General features: G+C 77.8%; 10 protein-coding genes. 6 read left to right on the top strand and 4 right to left on the bottom strand.

Translation table 11 applies throughout. The annotated features are described in order from the left end of the window. Nucleotide 1: 1 nt before the first annotated feature. From FXF68_RS32985 to FXF68_RS32975, 3 genes are all read right to left on the bottom strand, one after another. Nucleotides 2-1,072, bottom strand: coding sequence for a phosphotriesterase family protein (locus tag FXF68_RS32985; RefSeq protein ID WP_148766260.1), 1,071 nt, complete (start codon nt 1,070-1,072; stop codon nt 2-4). Further along, nucleotides 1,069-2,076: a phosphotriesterase family protein gene (locus tag FXF68_RS32980; RefSeq protein WP_187438219.1), complete on the bottom strand. Its 1,008-nt coding sequence runs from the start codon at nt 2,074-2,076 to the stop codon at nt 1,069-1,071. The genes FXF68_RS32985 and FXF68_RS32980 overlap by 4 nt, the downstream gene beginning before the upstream one ends. Nucleotides 2,077-2,305: 229 nt before the next feature. Further along, a complete protein-coding gene (locus tag FXF68_RS32975; protein WP_187438218.1) occupies nt 2,306-3,241 on the bottom strand; it encodes a helix-turn-helix transcriptional regulator in 936 nt (311 codons plus the stop codon). A gap of 270 nt (nt 3,242-3,511) precedes the next feature. On the opposite strand from FXF68_RS32975, the gene lanL reads away from it, so the two are divergent. The 6 genes from lanL to FXF68_RS32945 all read left to right on the top strand — a co-directional run bounded on the left by lanL (nt 3,512) and on the right by FXF68_RS32945 (nt 12,329). Beyond that, nucleotides 3,512-6,292 carry a class IV lanthionine synthetase LanL gene (gene lanL, locus FXF68_RS32970; RefSeq protein ID WP_148766255.1) on the top strand — a complete coding sequence of 927 codons (2,781 nt, stop codon included), beginning with the start codon at nt 3,512-3,514 and terminating at the stop codon, nt 6,290-6,292. Next, nucleotides 6,289-8,037 (top strand): S9 family peptidase, encoded by a 1,749-nt coding sequence (locus FXF68_RS32965; protein ID WP_148766252.1) that lies wholly within the window; start codon nt 6,289-6,291, stop codon nt 8,035-8,037. Before lanL ends, FXF68_RS32965 begins: the two co-directional genes overlap by 4 nt. 5 nt (nt 8,038-8,042) lie before the next feature. Further along, nucleotides 8,043-8,213 carry a listeriolysin S family toxin gene (locus tag FXF68_RS32960; RefSeq protein ID WP_148766250.1) on the top strand — a complete coding sequence of 57 codons (171 nt, stop codon included), beginning with the start codon at nt 8,043-8,045 and terminating at the stop codon, nt 8,211-8,213. A 96-nt stretch (nt 8,214-8,309) separates the two neighbouring features. Further along, entirely contained in the window at nt 8,310-9,974 is a 1,665-nt protein-coding gene (locus FXF68_RS32955) for an ABC transporter ATP-binding protein (RefSeq protein ID WP_187438217.1), read from the top strand. Next, complete coding sequence (locus FXF68_RS32950) at nt 9,974-11,746, top strand: ATP-binding cassette domain-containing protein (RefSeq protein ID WP_148766246.1); 1,773 nt, start codon at nt 9,974-9,976, stop codon at nt 11,744-11,746. The genes FXF68_RS32955 and FXF68_RS32950 overlap by 1 nt, the downstream gene beginning before the upstream one ends. Next, entirely contained in the window at nt 11,727-12,329 is a 603-nt protein-coding gene (locus FXF68_RS32945) for a thioredoxin-like domain-containing protein (RefSeq protein WP_148766244.1), read from the top strand. The genes FXF68_RS32950 and FXF68_RS32945 overlap by 20 nt, the downstream gene beginning before the upstream one ends. A gap of 8 nt (nt 12,330-12,337) precedes the next feature. On the opposite strand, the gene FXF68_RS32940 is transcribed toward FXF68_RS32945, so the two are convergent. Further along, entirely contained in the window at nt 12,338-16,960 is a 4,623-nt protein-coding gene (locus tag FXF68_RS32940; RefSeq protein WP_222870191.1) for a cation-translocating P-type ATPase, read from the bottom strand. Nucleotides 16,961-17,042 lie beyond the last annotated feature (82 nt).

The following is a 17,042-nucleotide window of genomic DNA, read 5'->3' as shown; positions in this document are numbered from 1 at the left end:
CTCAGGGGGACGGGGCGGCGAAGGTCAGCGCGCGGGCCGGGTTCTCCACCATGATCATGTGGAGGGCCTCGTCGGGGACCCCGAGGCGGCGCAGCGCGGGCAGGAAGTGGTCGGGGATGTAGCTGTAGCCCTGCCCGCCGTACCGCTTGAGCTGGATCTTCTGGCAGACGTCGTGGCCGAGCAGGATCTGGCTCGCGTACCCCTCCTCGACCAGGTTCGCGATCCCGCGGGCGACCTTGTGGTCGCCGAGGAGCACGAGATGCCCCCACGGGCTGCCCGGTGACGCCAGGAAGTCGAACTCGATGAAGACGCCCCGCTCGAGGACCCGCCGCGCGTAGGGCAGGTCGACGGCCATCGTCCCGGCGTGGCCGACGACGACGTTGGACGGGTCGACGCCCTCCTCGTCCATGATGTCCAGGACCTTGAACTTCTCCTCGCCGACCCCGCCGACGTGGAACGTGACAGGGGCGCCGGTGACGCGGCTCGCCCGCCCGGACGCCCGGACGCTGGTCAGCTCGGCGGGCGTCAGCGGGTCGGTCTCCGCGCCGACCTCGCCGATGATCCCGGCGCGGACGCCGGTGCCGTCCGCGCCCTCCACGATGTCGCGGACGATCCCCTCGGCGAGGTCGTCCACGGTGCGCTCGGCCATGCCGGGCGGGTGGAAGGTCGGCGTGTACCAGCCCGCGCCCATCACGACGTTGAGCCCGCTGGCCCGCGCGATCCGCAGCAGCGAGCGCGGGTCGCGGCCGATGCCGAGGCTCGTGACCTCGACGACCGTCCCGCCGCCGGCGCGCTGGAACTCCTGCACCTCGGCGAGCATCTCCTCGAAGTCGGCGAGGACGTCGTTCTCGGCGTTGACCGCGCCGTGCCGGGTGCGGGCCAGGGTGGCGATGCCGAGCGGCTCCAGCGCCCGCGGCTCGCCCTCCCCCGGGCGCAGCGCGTTCGGCGGGCGGCGCAGGTCGAGGAAGAGGTGCTCGTGCATGAGCGCCGGGCCGAGCGTCGACGGGTCGACCGGCCCGGTGACCGTGAGCGCCTTCCCGGCGAGGTCGGGGATGGTCGGCGGCAGGGTCATCGGTCGTCCCCCGTGATGGTCAGCCAGCGGCGTGGATTCTCCGTCGTGAGCGCGCCGAGCAGGGCGTCGTCCGCGCCGAGGTAGCGCAGGAACGGGAGGAACTGCTCGGCGACGAACCCGTATCCGCCGCCGCCGTAGGACTTCAGGTCGATCTTCCGGGCGACGCGCGGGGACAGCAGCACCCGCTCGGCGTGACCGCGTCCGGCGAGGTCCATGACGGCGGCGGCGACGTCCTGGTCGTCGGTCTCGCGGTACACGGTCGGGAGCCTGCCGAGCCCGTCGAACTGGAGGAACACGCCGCGGGCGGCGAGCCCGGCGAGGGCATCGGCGTCGGCCGCGAGGCCGTCGCAGTCCCCGACGGCGACGCCGCCGAGGTCGGCTCCCCCGGCGGAGAGCAGGTCGAGGAGCTCGTGCGTGGCGGCCGTGGTCGCGGCGCGGTCGACGAGCACGGGCGCGCCGGTCTCGCGGGCGGCGGCGGCCACGCCCGCGGCCAGGGCGCGGTCCTCGGGACGGTCGAGGTCCAGCGGGTCGATCCCGCCGATCAGGCCCGCGCGGACGCCGTCCACGCCGTCACGGAGGTCGCGGACGATCCCCTCGGCGATGCCCTCGGCGGACGTCCCGGCGAGCTCGGGCGTGCGGGCCGGGGAGCGTCCGCCGCAGCCCATGACGACGGTAACCCCGCTCGCCCGCGCGAGGCGGGCCAGCGCGGGGGCGCGGCCCGCGAGGTCGAACCCGGTCGCCTCGACCACGGCCCCGCCGCCCAGCGCAGCGAAGTCGGCCAGCTCGGGACGGACGATCTCCTCCGTCAGGCGGAGGTCGTCCCGGTTGCGGAGGCCGAGCGCGAGCGCGCCGAGGGCCTCCATGGTCACCTTCGCGTCGTCGGCGTCGCCGTCGTCGTTCAGGTCGCTGACCAGGTGGACGGACGTGGCGGTGAGCCCGAGGGCGGCGGGGTCGACCTCGCCGGTGACGGTCACGACGCGGCCGGTCGCGCCCGGCGCGCTCACCCGCGGCGCCATGGGTGTGCGGAGCCGCTGAACGGGCTGGTCGCCAACTGGAATCCTCCCCTGCGCGAGGACGTCGCGTCCGCGACGGCCGGGCCCGTCCCTCAGCCGGACGGCACCGAGGTGAATGTACCGGTTCGCGGTGATACGCCCGCTTGTGTTTCGCCGCAAGCTTGTTGACGGACGGCGCAGCCGCCCGGGCCGCCGCCAGGCGCGGAGGGGCGTGGTCGCGCTAGGTGCGGACGGCGTGGTCGCGCGGCGCGACGATCACGGCGAGTTCGGCGCGGCCGGAGACGCCGAGCTTGGCGTAGGCGCGTCCCAGGTGGTTGTCGACCGTCCGGACCGACAGGGACAGCAGCCCGGCGATGTCCTTGCTGGCCGCTCCCCCGGCGGCCAGCAGCACGATCTCCCGTTCGCGCCGCGACAGCTCCGAAAGCGCCTCGGCGTTCTCGGGCGCGATGCGCGCGGGGCCCTCCGCGTCGTCGCGGCTCTCCGAGAGCCAGGCGGCGCCGGCCCGCACCCGCGTGACGGTCTCGTGCGCGCCGATGAGCAGTTCCGCCAGCATCTGCGGATTCCCGTCGACCATTCGCGCGATCTCCCTCCGGTGCGCCTCCGCGATGTACGGGCCGAGGACGTGGGTCAGGATGTCCGTCATCGCGGCCGGTCCGAGCGGGTTCAGGCGCACGCGCGTGGCGAGGCCGTCCTTCCACAGGGCGACGATTCCGTCGGGCGCCCTCTCGCCGTCGCGGACCGTGGCGACCACGGACACGAGACCGCGGACGGCCAGGTGGTGCACCACCCCGGCCGATCCGTCGTCCAGCAGGTGGGCGTCGTCGATGCCGACGACCAGCGGGCTTCGCCGCGCCCGCGCCGCCGTCCGCCGGACCGCGCCGGACAGCAGGACGAGCGGGTCGCCGCCGGGCGCGGCGCCCGGTCCGTCGCCGGGGTCGAGCAGCGGGAGTATCGCCCCGAACGGGATCGACGCGCATTCCCTGGTGGCCGCGAGCCATTCGGTCTCCCGTCCCGCGCGGCGGGCCCGCGCCAGGATCTCGCGCGCCGTCCGCGTGCGGCCGACCCCCGCCGGGCCCACCAGGACCACGCCGCCGGCCGCCAGCGCGGACTCGGCGGCGACGATCTCGTCCGCCCGCCCGCTTATTGGACAGTCCATTCGCACCGCGCCTCCCCGTATTTCCCCTTGATGTGGCCTTCCATGGAGGTATTCGTTCCGGAGCGGACGCCGGATGGGCGCGCCGCGACCGGCGGGCGGGCGGCCACGCAGTGCGGTGCACGCCATTACGCCGAGTAATTCACGCGACGGAATTGAGTAGTCAAAGTACTCACGGCGACTACTCAAGACAATTGCGTTCGCAGCGCCCTATGGTTCCGGTGTGGATGCCGCCGGGGGCGGGATCCGGCTTTCTGGAACGGGGATCTGACAATGACGGGGTTTCTCATCGATCGGGATGTTCCGGCTTTCGGCGCAGAGCCGGAGGACGGCGCGCCGCGCGAGCCCGCGGCGCTGGTGAGCGCCGAGTTCGACCGGCTCAGACTGAACGGGTGGTCGATCGAGCCGGGCGAATTCTGGACCCATGTGAGGCCCGCGTCCCAGGCCCGCCGAATTCAGGGGTGGAAACTCCACGTCTCCGCGACGATCGTGTCCGCGGCCGAAGTGCTGCGCGTGTGCCTGCCGCCGATCGTCGCGTCCGGGTCCCCGTTCAAATTCGCGGGCACGCTGGAGAATCTGCGCGACCTGAACGACTTCCGGACGCCGCGCGGCAACTCCGGAAAGTTCATCACCGTCTACCCGGCCGACGACGGCGTGCTGGGCGAGCTGGCGGAGCGGCTGCACGAGGTCACCCTCGGCCTCGACGGACCGGCCGTGCTCTCCGACGTCCCGTTCCGGAAGGGCAGCCTGGTCCACGCCCGCTACGGCGGGTTCGACGGGGTGCGGGCCCTGTCCAACGACGGGAGGTACCGGAACTGCCTGGTCACCCCGGACGGCGGCCTGGTCGAGGACGAGCGCGAAGGCGTCTTCCGCCCGCCGCCCTGGACGGACCCCCCGTTCGGCGCCGCGCGGCCCTCGCGGAACGGCGGCGGCGGTCCGGTGCTGCTCAGGGAGGGGTACCAGGTGGCGTCCGCGATCCGGCACGCCAACAAGGGCGGCGTGTACCGCGCCCTGGACCGGCGCACCGGCGCCGAGGTGATCGTCAAGGAGGCCCGGCCGCACGTGGCGAGCGACGCGCTGGGCCGGCACGCGGGCGACTTCCTGCGGCACGAGGCGCGGGTGCTGCGGCACCTCGCGGGGCTCGGCGTCGTCCCGTCCGTCGTCGACGAGTTCACGCAGGACGGCCACCGCTTCCTGGTCGAGGAGCTGATCGCGGGCGAGACCCTGTACGACAAGGTCGCCACCGCCCTGGAAAAGGGCTCGGCGTGGCCGCCGGGGCCGCTCGTCCGCGACCTGGTCTCGCAGCTGGCGCGGACGCTGCAGGCCGTGCACGGCGCCGGAGTCGTGGTCCGCGACCTGTCGCCGAACAACGTCCTGATCACCGACGACGGACGGCTCCGCCTCATCGACCTTGAGCTCGCCGCGGTGCTCGCCGAGGGGAAGGGGCCTTCCACCGGGCGGTGGGACGTGTTCGGCATCGGCGGCGGGACGCCGGGTTTCAGCGCCCCCGAGCAGCGGGACGGCGCGGCCCCCGACTTCTCCGCCGACCTGTTCAGCCTCGGCGCCCTGGCCCTCTTCCTCGCGACGCAGACCGATCCGTCCCTCGCCGACGACCGGCCGGAGGGGCATCCGCTGGAGGACCGGATCGTCCACCTGCTGACACCGCCGCTGGGGCCGCCGGACATCGACCCGGTCACGCACGACATCGTCACCGGCCTGATGCGGTCGGCGCCCGTGACCCGCATCCCGCTGACGCGCGTGCTGCGGATGGCGTCCGGCGCCGTCCCGCTCGTCCGCCCCGTGACCGAGCGCGAGGCCATCGGCGGTTTCGACTACGACGCCTGGGGTTCGCTGGTCAGCGGCATGCTGGGGCATCTCGCGGCGAACCTGCCCGCCGACCCCGACGAGCGGCCGTGGCCGGAGACCGGGTTCGGGACGGAGGCGGAACCCTGTACCGTCCAGCACGGCCTCGCCGGAGGGCTGGCCGTGCTGGCGCGGTTCGCCGAACTCGGCCTCGACGGCGACGCGGGCGGGCACGTCGCCCGGCTCCTCGACGCGGTCGTGCCCCGCGTCACCCGGCACCTCGGCGCCGCCGAGCACCGGCTGCCGGGCCTGCACTTCGGCTTCGCGGGCACGGCCTGGGCGCTGTTCGACGCCGGGCGCGCCCTGGACCGTCCCGACCTGTCGGCGCTCGGCCTCGAACTGGCGTCCGGGCTGCCGACCGCCTGGCCGGTGCCGGACGTGACGCACGGCCTGGCGGGGCTCGGCTCCTGCCTGCTCCATCTGGCGCGGGAGACCGGCGACCGCCTGCTGCTCGCCGCGGCGGGCCGATGCGCCGACCACCTCCTGGAGACCGCGGAGCACACCGGAGACGCCGTCTCGTGGCGCACCCCCGAGTCGTTCGACTCCGAGCTCGCCGGGTACCGCTCGTACGGCTACGCGCACGGCGTCGCCGGGATCGGCGCGTTCCTGCTGGCCGCCGGGCGCGCCACCGGCCGCGACGAGCTGCTGGGGACGGCCCTGCGCTGCGGCGAGACCCTGCTCGGCGCGGCGATCCCGATCGGCGACGCGGCCTACTGGCCGGACCGGGTCGGGACGTCCCGCCCGTTCGCCCACTGGTGCAACGGCTCCTCGGGCGTGGGCGGCTTCCTGTGCCGCCTCCACGTCCACACGGGTGATCCGCGGTACCTGGACGCGGCGGTGGCGGCGGGGCGGGCGGTCCTGCGGTCCCGGCGGCGGAGCGGCGCGTCGTACTGCCACGGGCTGGCCGGGAACGGCGACTTCCTGCTCGACCTCGCCGAGGTCGAGGGCACCGGGCGGCACAAGGCCGAGGTGCTCGCGGCGCTGCTGTGGGCGCGCCGCCTGGACCGGGACGGCCGCGCGGTGCTGCCCGACGAGACCGGCCGCGCCGTCACCGGCGGCTACGGCGTCGGCCTCTTCGGGCACCTCGCCTTCCTGCAGCGCCTCCGCTTCGGCGGCCCGCGCCTGTTCCACCTCGAAGCGCGTCCCGCCGGCTCCGGCGGCGTCCAGACCGGGCCGGAGGACGTGGCATGACCGCGCCGCGCGCCGACGTCTGGACCCGGCCCCGGCACAACCTCCGCCTCACCCCGGACGGCGGATGGGCCGCCGCCCTGTGCCGCTACGACGACGAGTCCGCGCCCCAGGTCGAGATCTGGCGGCGACACGAGGACGGCTGGTCGGTCACGCCCACCGGGGCGTCCGCCGCCGTGACCGACCAGCTCCTCCCCCTTCCCGGCGGGCGCGTCCTGGTGCGCTGCGGCGACGGCACCCGGCGGCTCCGGCTCGTCGGCCCGGACTCGGCGACGACGGTGGCGCGGACGGCCGAGCCGTCGGTCCGGCTGCTGCCCGCGCCGCCCGGCGACCCGGGCACCCGCTGCGTGCTGGCCGCCTACGACGAGCGGACGACCAGGCTGTACCGGCTGACGGCGGCGGACCGGCTCGTCCGATGTCCGGGCGAGCTGCCCGGCCGCACCGAGGACGGCGTGTGGCTCGGCACCCGGCGGCTGGCGCTCACCCTGTTCCGCTCCGGCGGCGCCGCGACCGTCGTTGCCGACCTCGCCACGGGGCGGACACGCCCCCTGCTGGACGTCGGCCCGAACACGATCGACCGGGCCGAGCTGTACTCGCCCGCGTCCACGGCGCTGGTCGTCCGGACGGACGCGGGCGGCGCGGACCGGATCGGGTTCGCCCGCCTCGGCGCGGACGAGGCGTTCTGGTTCCCCGCCGAGACGTCGTCCGACCGCGGGCTCCGGCCGCTGGCCCTGGACCCGGACGGGCGGCGGCTGCTCACGCACGAGCAGCGCGGCGTCCATTCCGAGCTGGCGGTCTACGACATCGCGGACCGCGTCCGGGAGCCGCTGCCGACGCCGCCGGGCGCGCAGCGCGGGCCCGCCGCCTGGACGGACGAGGGCATCGTCACCCCGTGGTCGGCGCCGACCGCGCCCACCGCGATGCTCCGGCTGCGTCCCGGCCACCCGCCGCCCTCGCCCGTCCCCGTGCCGGGCGCCGGCCCCGCCCGCGTGGTGACGGTCGAGGGGGCGGGGGGTCCCCTAGAGGCGATCGCGTACGGCGGGGACGGCTGGCTCCACGCGCCGACCCTCGTCGTCGCGCTGCACGGCGGGCCGCTGTCGGCCTGGCGGTACGAGTTCCACCCCCTGCTCTCCGCGCTCGCCGCCGACGGCGCCGGCGTGCTGGCGGTGAACCAGCGCGGCAGCACCGGCTACGGCGCCGAGCACGTCCGGCCGATCCGCGGCGGGTGGGGCGGGCCCGACCTGGACGACGTCACCGCCGTCCTCGGCGACCTGCGCGAACGGCGCGGCGACGCGGCCCCGCCGGCCGTGCTCGGGCACAGCTACGGCGCGTTCCTCGCGCTGCTCGCCGCCTGCGCGGCCCCGGGCCGGGTGAGCGGGTGCGTCGCGCTCGCGCCGTTCCGGTCGGCCGCCGCGCTGCACGCCGCGGGTCCCGGCCCGGTCCGCGACCTCGTCCGCCGCCTGGACGGGCTGCGCGTGCCCGCCGGCCCGCTCGGGCCCCGGGACGTCCCGGCGCTCGCGGGCCGGATCACGGCGCCGGTCCTGCTCGTCCACGGCGCGCTGGACGAGGTGGTCCCGGTCCGGGAGAGCCGGGCCCTGTACGCGAGGTTCCTCGCCCTCGGGCGCCGCCCGGGGACGGACGTGACGTACGTCGAGGTCGCGGACGGCGGGCACGACCCGCTGTCCGGCGGGGAGGCCGGCCGGGCGACGGCCGCCGTCCGCGACTTCCTGAGATCCGAGAGGAGGTGAAACGAATGTCGATGAGCATCGAGGACCTTCAGTCCCTGCCCGAGGAGCAGCCGAGCCTGCTCCACGGGGAGGCGGACCTGGCGTGCTGCACCTACACCTGTGGCACCCAGAGCTGCGGCGCCACCTGCAGCCCCGGTAAGACGATCGGCCCGCGCACCAGCACGGGGCTCCACTGATCCATGACCGCGCCCGGGGCGGGCCGCACGCCCGCCCCGGGCGCACCCCTCAGACAGCCCGCCCCGGGCGCACTCCTCAGACAGAAAGGGCGAACCGTGACCGTCGCAGCCGTCGTCCGCCGCGACCTGACCCGCGGCGACCCCGGGCTCGCCGCCCTGGTCGCCGTCGCGGGCGGGACGGCCGTCGGGTGCCGGCTCGCCGCGCCCGCCGCGCTCGCCGCCGTGGTCGGGGCGCTGCCCGGCCGGGCCCCGGTCGCGGCGCCGCTGGCCGTCCTCGCGGCCGTCCTGCTGGGCGGGCTCGCGGCGACGGCGGCGGCCGACCAGGGCGCGGCGGCGCTGTCCGCGGCCGTCACGCGGCGGCACCGGACGGCGCTGCTCCGGCACGCTCTCCGCATGTCCCCGCGCGACGCGCGGTTCGGCGACGGGGAGCTGCTCACCCGCTTCTCCACCGACGCGGTCGCGCCCGGCGACCTCCTCGCGTCCGCCATCTCGGTGGCGCTCGGGGGCTGCGCGGGCGTCGGCGCGCTGGTCGCGCTCGCGTCCGTCCGGTGGTGGCTGGCCGCGCTGGTCGTGGCGGAGCTGGCGGCCGCGTTCGGGGTCGTGCGGGTGTTCGTCCGGCGGGCGTCGCGGGCGGAGCGCCGCTACCAGGCGGCGCGCGGCGACCTCGCCGGACGCATCGTCGACGCGCACCGGGGAGCCCGGACGATCCGCGCGTGCGGCACCCGCGACCAGGAGCGGCGGCGGATCCTCGTCCCGCTCGCGGAGCTGCGCTCGGCGGGCCGGGCGAGCTGGGCGGCGCAGCGGCAGGTGACCTGGCGGATGGGGCTGATCGTCCCGCTCCAGCAGGTCGTGTTGCTGACCGTCCTCGGGTTCGGGCTGCTGACCTGGCGGCTCGACCTCGGCGAGGTGGTGGCCGCGCTGGCGTACGCGCGGCTGGCGCTCGGGCTGCTCGACCACACCGACGAGCTGGTGGACATGGCGCGCCTCGGCGCGGGCGTCCGGCGGCTCGGCGAGGTGCTCGACCGGCCCGCGCCCGGCCCGGCCGCCGACCCGCCGCGCCCGCCGCCGCCCGGCGGGCGCGGCGAGATCCGCTTCGAGGACGTCCTCGACGGCGTGACGTTCACCGTCCCGGCCGGGCGGCACGTCGCGGTCGTCGGACGGTCGGGCGCCGGGAAGTCGCTGCTGGTCGCGATGGTCGGCAGGCTCGCCGAACCGGGTCCGGGCCGCGTCCTGCTGGACGGCGTGGACGTCCGGGACGCCGACCCGCCCGCCCTGCGCCGCGAGGTCGTGTACGCGTTCGCGATCCCGGAGCTGTTCGGCCCGACCGTCCGCGAAGCGATCACCGCCGGGCTCCCGGACGGCGCGCCCGGCCGGGCGGAGGACGCGGCGCGGCTGGCGCGGGCCGACGGGTTCGTCCGGCGGCTGCCCGCCGGATACGACACGCCGCCGGGGCGGGCCCCGCTCTCCGGCGGCGAGCTGCAACGGCTCGGCCTGGCGCGGGCGCTGGCCCGCCCGGGGCGGGTCCTCGTCCTGGACGACGCCACCAGCAGCCTCGACACCGCGACGGAGGCGGAGGTCGCGCTCGCCGTCCGCGACGCCTGGCGCGGCCGGACGGCGCTCGTCGTCGCGCACCGGCCCGCCCTGGCCGGGGCCGCCGACCTCGTCGCCTGGCTGGACGGCGGCCGCCTGCGCGCCCTCCGCCCGCACGCCGAGCACTGGCGGGACCCCGAGTACCGCGCCATCTTCCAGGGGGACCCGTGATGACCGGACGCGCGGACGGCTCCCAGCGGGCGGTGATCCGCGCCGGGTGGCGGCAGCTCGCGGCGCGCGCCCGGCCGTACCGGCGGGAGCTGCTCGCGGTGGCGGGCCTGTCGGTGCTCCTCGCGGCGCCGACCGCCGTGTCCGGACGGCTCATCGCGCACGCGCTCGACGACGGGTTCCTGATCCGGCGGCCCGCGACCGGGCTGTTCTGGCTCGGTGTGCTCGCCGAGGTCGGGCTCGTGTCGGCGGTGCTCGGCGCGGCCCTGTTCCGGCCGCTCACCCGGTTCGTCGACCCGTTCCGCGACCGGCTGATCGACGAGGCGGTCACGGCCGGGCTGGACCGCGCCCTCGACCGGGACGCCCCGGCGCCCGGCGGCGACACGCTCCAGGCCACCGAGTGGGTGGAGACGATCAGGCAGCTCCTCGCGTCCGTCCTGCGGAACCTGCACATGACGGTGTCCGTCGCGGTCGGCGCGCTACTCGGGCTCGCCGCGCTGGAGCCCGTCGCCGCCGCGATCGTCGCGCCGTGCCTGCTGGCGTCGCTGGCCGCCAACTGGGCGCTGCTCCGCCGGGCCGTCGAGCGGCAGCGGCGGAACATCGACGTCGAGGAGGCCCTCGCCGACGAGGTCGCGGCGGTGTTCCGGGCCCGCCGCGACGTCATCGCCTGCGCCGCCGAGGACGCCGTGAGCCGGGACCTCGCCCGCGACATCGGCGCGGCCCGCGACGCGCACGTGGCCGCCGCGCGGATCGGCGTGCTGCGGTCGCTGACCACCGGGCTCGGCGCCGAGGCGTCCCTGCTGCTGCTCCTCGCGCTGGCGCCGTGGCTCATCGCCACCGGGCGGCTGTCCGGCGGGGAGATCGTCGGTGCCGCCTTCTACGTCGCGCTCAGCCTCGGACCGGCGCTGAGCTTCCTCGTCCTCGGCGGGACCGGCTGGTTCGTCGGGCTGCTCGGGCTGCTCGGCAGGCTGGACGAGGCGCTCCCGCACGTCCGGGCGGCGGCGGGGCCGGAGCCGTCCGCGCCGCCGCTCGGGCCGCGTCCCGCGCTCGCGGCCGACGACCTGGCCTTCGCCTACTCGGCGTCCGCCGACCCCGTCCTGGACGGGGTGAGCGTGCGGATACCGTTCGGCGCGCACGTCGCGGTCGTCGGCCCGAGCGGGTCGGGGAAGTCGACGCTGGCGTCGCTGCTGTGCGGGCTGCGTGCCCCGGACCGGGGACGGGTGAGCGTCGCGGGCCGCGACCTCGCCGACCTGCCGCCCGCGCTGCGCCACCGGACCGTGTCGCTGATCCCGCAGGAGGCGTACGTGTTCGCGGGCACGCTGCGCGAGAACCTCGGGTACCTCGTCCCCGGCGCGAGCAACGCGGTGCTGCTGGAGGCGGCGGACGCGTTCGGGCTCCGCCCCGTCCTCGACCGGCTCGGCGGGCTGGACGCCGCGCTCCCGCCCGGCGGCGCGGGCCTGTCCGCCGGAGAGCGGCAGCTCGTCGCGCTCGCCCGCACCTACCTGGCGGGCGCGCCGATCGCGGTGCTGGACGAGGCCGCCTGCCATCTCGACCCGGCCGCCGAGCGCGCCGCGGAGGCGGTGTTCGCGCGGCGCGGCGGGACGCTGATCGTGATCGCGCACCGGATCGGCAGCGCCGTCCGCGCGGACCGCGTCCTGCTCGTGGACGGCGGCCGGATCGCCGAGGGCACCCACGACGAGCTGCTCAGGACCAGCCCCCGCTACCGGGAGCTGGCCGGGCACTGGAAGGAGCACCATGCCGAGGCGCCCGCCTAGGCCCAGCCGCCCGCTCAGGCTCGCGGTGATCATCGCCGGGGCCGTGAGCGTCGTCGCGGGGAACGTCGTCGCGTACCGGCACGTGTCGCTCGCGTCCGAGCCCCGCATTCCGGGCGTGCAGCGGTACTCCGGGCTGGCCCGGACGCACACGACCCGCCCGGTCGCCTATCCGCAGACGCCGCCGGTGGGCGGGCCGCACGCCCCGTCGCCGCTCAACTGCGGCGTCTACGTCCGGCCGGTGCCGGCGGAGAACGCGGTGCACTCGCTGGAGCACGGCGCGGTCTGGGTGACCTACCGTCCCGACCTGCCCGCCGGTCAGGTGCGGACGCTGCGCGACCTGGTCCGGGGCAAGAGCTACCTGCTGCTCAGCCCGTATCCGGGCCTTCCCGCGCCGGTGGTGGCGAGCGCCTGGGGACGGCAGCTCCGCCTCGCCGCCGCGTCCGACTCCCGGCTGGCCGACTTCGTCGACGTGTACCGGCGCGGTCCGCAGACCCCGGAGCGCGGCGCGCCCTGCTCGGGCGGCGTCGGAGACCCGCTGTGGGCGGACCGGACGCCGTCGCGCGGCGGCCACGGCCACCGCTGACGGGCGGGTCAGCCCGCCCCCGCCGGGCCCGGCTGGAGGAAGCGGGGCGCGAGGGCGGCGGCGAGGGTGGCCGCGGCGGCGGACGCGGTGACGATCGTCCAGGCGCCGGGGCCGAGCGGCACGCAGCCGAAGAACTGGCTGACGCCCGGCGTCTCGACCAGCGCGAACAGGGCGGCGGCCGAGACCGCGCAGGTCGCGAGGACGAGCGGGCTGCGCCACCGGCCGACGAGCGTCTGCCCGAGCTGCGCGCCGACCAGCGCGGCGAGCCCCATCGTGGACGCCCGGCGGCGGCCGCCCGGGACGAGCCCGGTCAGCCGCCCGGCCAGCCAGGACGCCAGTGCGGCCGCCGCCGTGGCGGTGCCGCGCACGGCGAGCGCGCGGCGCATGTCCCGGCCGGTGAAGCCGCGCAGCGGGGCGCCGCCGAGCGGCGCGTCGCCGTCCTCGCCGGTCCCCGCCGGGCGCCCGGCGGGGGTGATCGCGACGGCGAGCGCCGGGAGCATGTCGGTGAGCATGTTCACCACGAGGAGCTGCCGGGTGCTGAGCGGCGCGTCGCCGCCGAGGGCCGTCCCGAGGACGGTGAAGGCGACCTCTCCCGCGTTGCCGCCGACCAGGATCGCGGCGGCGTCGCGGACGCTGTGCCACAGCGCGCGGCCCTCGCGCAGGGCGTCCAGGATGAGGGCGGTGTCGGGGGCGGTGAGGACGAGGTCCGCCGCGCTGCGGGCGGCCCCGGAGCCGCGTCCGGCGACCGCGATGCCGACGTCGGCGCGGCGGATCGCGGCGGCGTCGTTGACGCCGTCGCCGGTCATCGCGACGACCCGTCCCGACCTGCGCAGGTCCTTCACGATGCGGACCTTCTGCGCGGGCGACACCCGCGCGAACACCCCGGCCCGCTGCACGGCCCGCAGCCGCTCCGCGGCGGGCATCGCGTCGAGTTCGGCACCGGTGACGACCCGGTCGGCGTCCGGGATGCCGAGCTCGGCGGCGACGGCGGCGGCGGTCGCCGGATGGTCCCCGGTGATCATGGTGGTGCGCACCCCGGCGCCGTGCAGCCGCCGCACCGCCTCCTCGGCGGTCGGGCGCGGGGTGTCGGCGATGCCGACGAAGCCGAGCAGCGTGAGGTCCCGGACGTGGTCGGCGACCCCGCCGTCCAGGCCGCCGGGACCGGCGACGGGACGCTCGGCGACCGCGAGGACCCGCAGCCCCTCCCCCGCGAGGCGCCGCACCGTCGCGGCGGCGGCGCGCCGCCGGTCGGCGGTGAACGGCTCGGCGCGGCGGGCGGACCGCCGGACGCGCACGCACCGGGCGAGCAGCACCTCGGGCGCGCCCTTGACGGCGATGACGGTCCGGCGTCCGTCCCGGCCGAGGGAGGCGGAGTAGCCGCGGGTGGCCTCGAAGGGCAGCTCCTCGGCCAGGATCCAGCGGTCGTCCGGCAGGTCGGCGGCGCGGTCGAGCACGGCCCGGTCGGTGGCGTGCGGGGCCCGGCCGCGCTCCGGCGGCGGGCAGGCCCGCGCCGCGACCCGCAGCAGGCGCCGCCCCTCCGCGCCGGTGAGCGGCAGGGACCGCTCCTCCGACGGCGCGGGGCCCACGGCGCGGACGAGGCGCAGCCTGCCCTCGGTGAGGGTGCCGGTCTTGTCGAAGCACAGCGTGTCGACGCGGCCGAGCGCTTCGAGGGCGCGGGTGGAGCGGACGAGCACGCCGAGCCCGGACAGCCGCCGCGCCGCCGCGAGCTGCGACACCGTCGCGACCAGCGGCAGCCCCTCCGGGACGGCGGCCACGGCCACCGCGACGCCGGAGCCGAGCGCGTGCCGCAGCGGCAGCCCGCGCAGCGTGCCGAGCGCGGTGACGGCCGCGCCGCCGAGCACGGTCGCGGGCAGCGCCTGGTGGGTGAGCTCCGCGAGCCGCGCCTGCATGCTGGACGAGGCGTCCCCCGCCCCCGCGAGGGCGGCGGCGCGGCCTGACTCGGTGGCCTCCGCGGTGGCGACGACGAGCGCGACCGCGTCGCCCGCGACGACCGTGGTGCCCTCGTAGACCATGCAGTGCCGGTCGGCCGGGTCGGCGCCGGGCGACGGCTCGACGCTCTTGTCGACGGGGACCGACTCGCCGGTGAGGGTCGCCTCGTCCAGCTCCAGCGACTCGGCCCAGAGCAGCCGCGCGTCGGCGGGGACGACGTCCTCCGAGCGCAACAGGATCACGTCGCCGGGACGCAGCCGCCCGGCCGCCACCCGGTCGGCCGGGGCGTCCCTCAGCCGCTCGAACCCGCCGGTCGGCGGCGGGCTCGCGCGCAGCCGCCGGGCGCGGACCTGCTGGCCCAGCAGCAGCTCGCCGAGCGCCTTCTCCGCGCGCGTGCGCTGCGCGCCGCCGATGAGCGCGTTGCCCGCCATGACGCCGGTGACGAGCAGGGCGTCCACGCTGGAGCCGACCACGGCGGACGCCGCCGCGCCGAGCGCGAGGACGGGCGTCAGCGGGTCGTCCAGCTCCTGCCGGACGGCGGCGGCGAGCCGCGCGCCCGCGCCCGCCGGGCGGAGCACCGCCCGGTCCAGCAGCGGGACGTCCCGCAGCCGCGCCCAGGGCGGCGGTCCTGTTCCACGTGCTTCTCCGGCGGTCGTGGCGGACAGCCGCCGGACGGCCTCCTCGGCGGTGAGCGCGTGCCAGGCGTCCCGGACGACCGGCGGCGGCAGCGGGCGGCGCCGCAGCCGCCGCGCCGCGACCGCGTTCGCCGCCATCGCGGTCAGCGACGCCGCGTGGACGGGCGGGACGTCCCGCCACGACGCGGCGGCCCGGCCGAGCGGCCAGAGCGGGGCGGCGCGGCGGGGCGGGCGGCCCGCGATCAGCAGCGCGCCGAGCGCCGACGCGCTCATCGACAGCTTCGCCGCGCGGTCGCTGGCCCGCCGCGCCGGGCGGACCGCCGTCAGCAGCCGCCACGCCTCGCCGAGCCCCGGCCCGCAGGCGAGGTCGGCGCACCAGTCGGCGAGGCCGCCCGCGCGCAGCACGGCGACGCCGACGTCGGCCGCGCCGAGCGAGCCGTCCCGCCCGGACGACACGGCGAGGACGACGTGCCCGGCGCGTTGCAGCGCCCGCACCGAGCCCGCCGCCTCGGCCGCGTCCACCGGCGAGTCGTCGCCCCAGGCCACCAGCTCGCGCGTGCTGGCGTGCTCGGTGAGGACGACCACGTCCGCCGCCTGGTGCGCCGCCGCCAGCAGCGCCTCCGCCAGCGGGTCGAGCGCGCAACCGACGCGCACGCGCCCGTGCCGGGCGCCGTGCTCGTCGAGCAGGTCGAGGGTCGTGCCCTCGGGGTCGGCGGGCGCGCCGGACGGGGCGTCCGCCGCCCGGGCCAGCCGCCAGCGTCCGCCGCCCTCCCACGGCCCGGGACCGGCCAGGTCGCCGGGGTCGCGCCCGGTGAGGAGCGCTCCGGCCGCGCGCCATACCCCGCCGTCGTCGAGCGCGCCGCCGACCGCGACCGCCGAGAGGAGCCGCAGGTCCGCGCCGCACAGGGCGGCGGAGTCGATGACCACGGCGGTGACCCGGTCGAGGCGGCGCAGCGCGGCCGGGTCCAGCACGACCGTCCCGCGGCCCGCCAGGTCGTGGCCGAGCACGGCGGCGAACGCCTCCCGGCCGTGCCGGGCCGCCTTCGGCACGGTCGCCAGCAGCAGTTCGGCGGCGGCGGACGCGTCGCGCGTCCCGGCGAGGACGCCCGCGCCGGCGAGCAGTTGGCCGAGCGCCGTCCGGTCCCCCGCCCGCTCGACGGGGCCGTCCGGCAGCGGGCACGGGCGCCGGGGGCGGGGGCCGCAGTCGGCGGGCAGCTCGCCCGGCCGGGCGAGGTGCGGCTCGCGGCGCCGCCACGCGGCGCGGCGCGCGCCGATCTCGTAGCGCTGGAGCACGCGGTGCGCGGCGTCGGCGGCGAGCGGCGCGACGCCCTGCCCGCCGCCCTGGGCGACGGCGTTCGCGATGCCGAGCAGGGCGTCGGCGCGCACCACGCCGAGCCGCCGCTCGACGGCGGTCCGGACGCGGGGCAGCGCCTCGGCCGCCGACACGGCGGCGCGCACCGGGCTCGGGACCGGCGGCAGCGCCACCAGCCGCCCCGCGACGGCCGCGGCGACGCCCGCGCAGTCCGCGACGAGGGCGGACGTGGCGGCGGCCCATGCCAGGTCGTCGTCGGGCGGGCGGGAGTGCGCGCGCTCGTCGAAGGAGGTCGCGCCGTGCGCGTCCTCGACGGCCTGGACGGCCGCGACCAGCGCGTCCACGCCGACGTCGCCCTCCGCGTAGGAGACGAGCACGTTCCCGGTGACGGCGTTGACCTCGGCCCAGTCCACGCCGTCCAGGCGGCGCAGGGCGCGGGTCAGGGCGTGGACGTAGCGGCGGTGCCGCGTCCCGTGCCCGGCGAGTCCGTTGACCTGGATGTGCGCGCGCCCGCCGTGCGCCCACACGTGCCGCCGGGGGCCGCCCCGGGCGAGGTCGGCGAGGACGCCGACGGCGCGGCGCGGGCGCTGGACGACCGGCGCGCGCACGGCGGAGGCCGCGCCCCGCGCGGCCAGCCGCAGCGCCGCGTCCCCGGCCGTGACCGGCACGCTCAGCCCGGTGACCAGCCCTTTGACCAGCGCCGTCGCGGCCAGCGACGCCCCCGGAAACGCCACCCGCCCGTTCCCCCCGTCCGCGGCGGCGCATGATCATCGGCCGCCGACGAACGCCGGGTACCCGGGGCGCGGCCGCCCAAAC

It is taken from the genome of Actinomadura decatromicini (assembly GCF_008121305.1).
In the GTDB taxonomy this organism is placed as follows: domain Bacteria; phylum Actinomycetota; class Actinomycetes; order Streptosporangiales; family Streptosporangiaceae; genus Spirillospora; species Spirillospora syzygii.
The sequence above is the reverse complement of the archived record's forward strand: the minus strand, read 5'-3'. Positions and strand labels throughout refer to the sequence as shown.

Excerpts from the sequence above, each read along its gene's own strand:
- lanL (WP_148766255.1), top strand. The coding sequence starts at position 3,512 with ATGACGGGGTTTCTCATCGATCGGGATGTTCCGGCTTTCGGCGCAGAG.
- FXF68_RS32985 (WP_148766260.1), bottom strand. The coding sequence starts at position 1,072 with ATGACCCTGCCGCCGACCATCCCCGACCTCGCCGGGAAGGCGCTCACG.
- FXF68_RS32950 (WP_148766246.1), top strand. The coding sequence starts at position 9,974 with ATGACCGGACGCGCGGACGGCTCCCAGCGGGCGGTGATCCGCGCCGGG.
- FXF68_RS32975 (WP_187438218.1), bottom strand. The coding sequence starts at position 3,241 with ATGGACTGTCCAATAAGCGGGCGGGCGGACGAGATCGTCGCCGCCGAG.
- FXF68_RS32945 (WP_148766244.1), top strand. The coding sequence starts at position 11,727 with ATGCCGAGGCGCCCGCCTAGGCCCAGCCGCCCGCTCAGGCTCGCGGTG.
- FXF68_RS32965 (WP_148766252.1), top strand. The coding sequence starts at position 6,289 with ATGACCGCGCCGCGCGCCGACGTCTGGACCCGGCCCCGGCACAACCTC.
- FXF68_RS32960 (WP_148766250.1), top strand. The coding sequence starts at position 8,043 with ATGTCGATGAGCATCGAGGACCTTCAGTCCCTGCCCGAGGAGCAGCCG.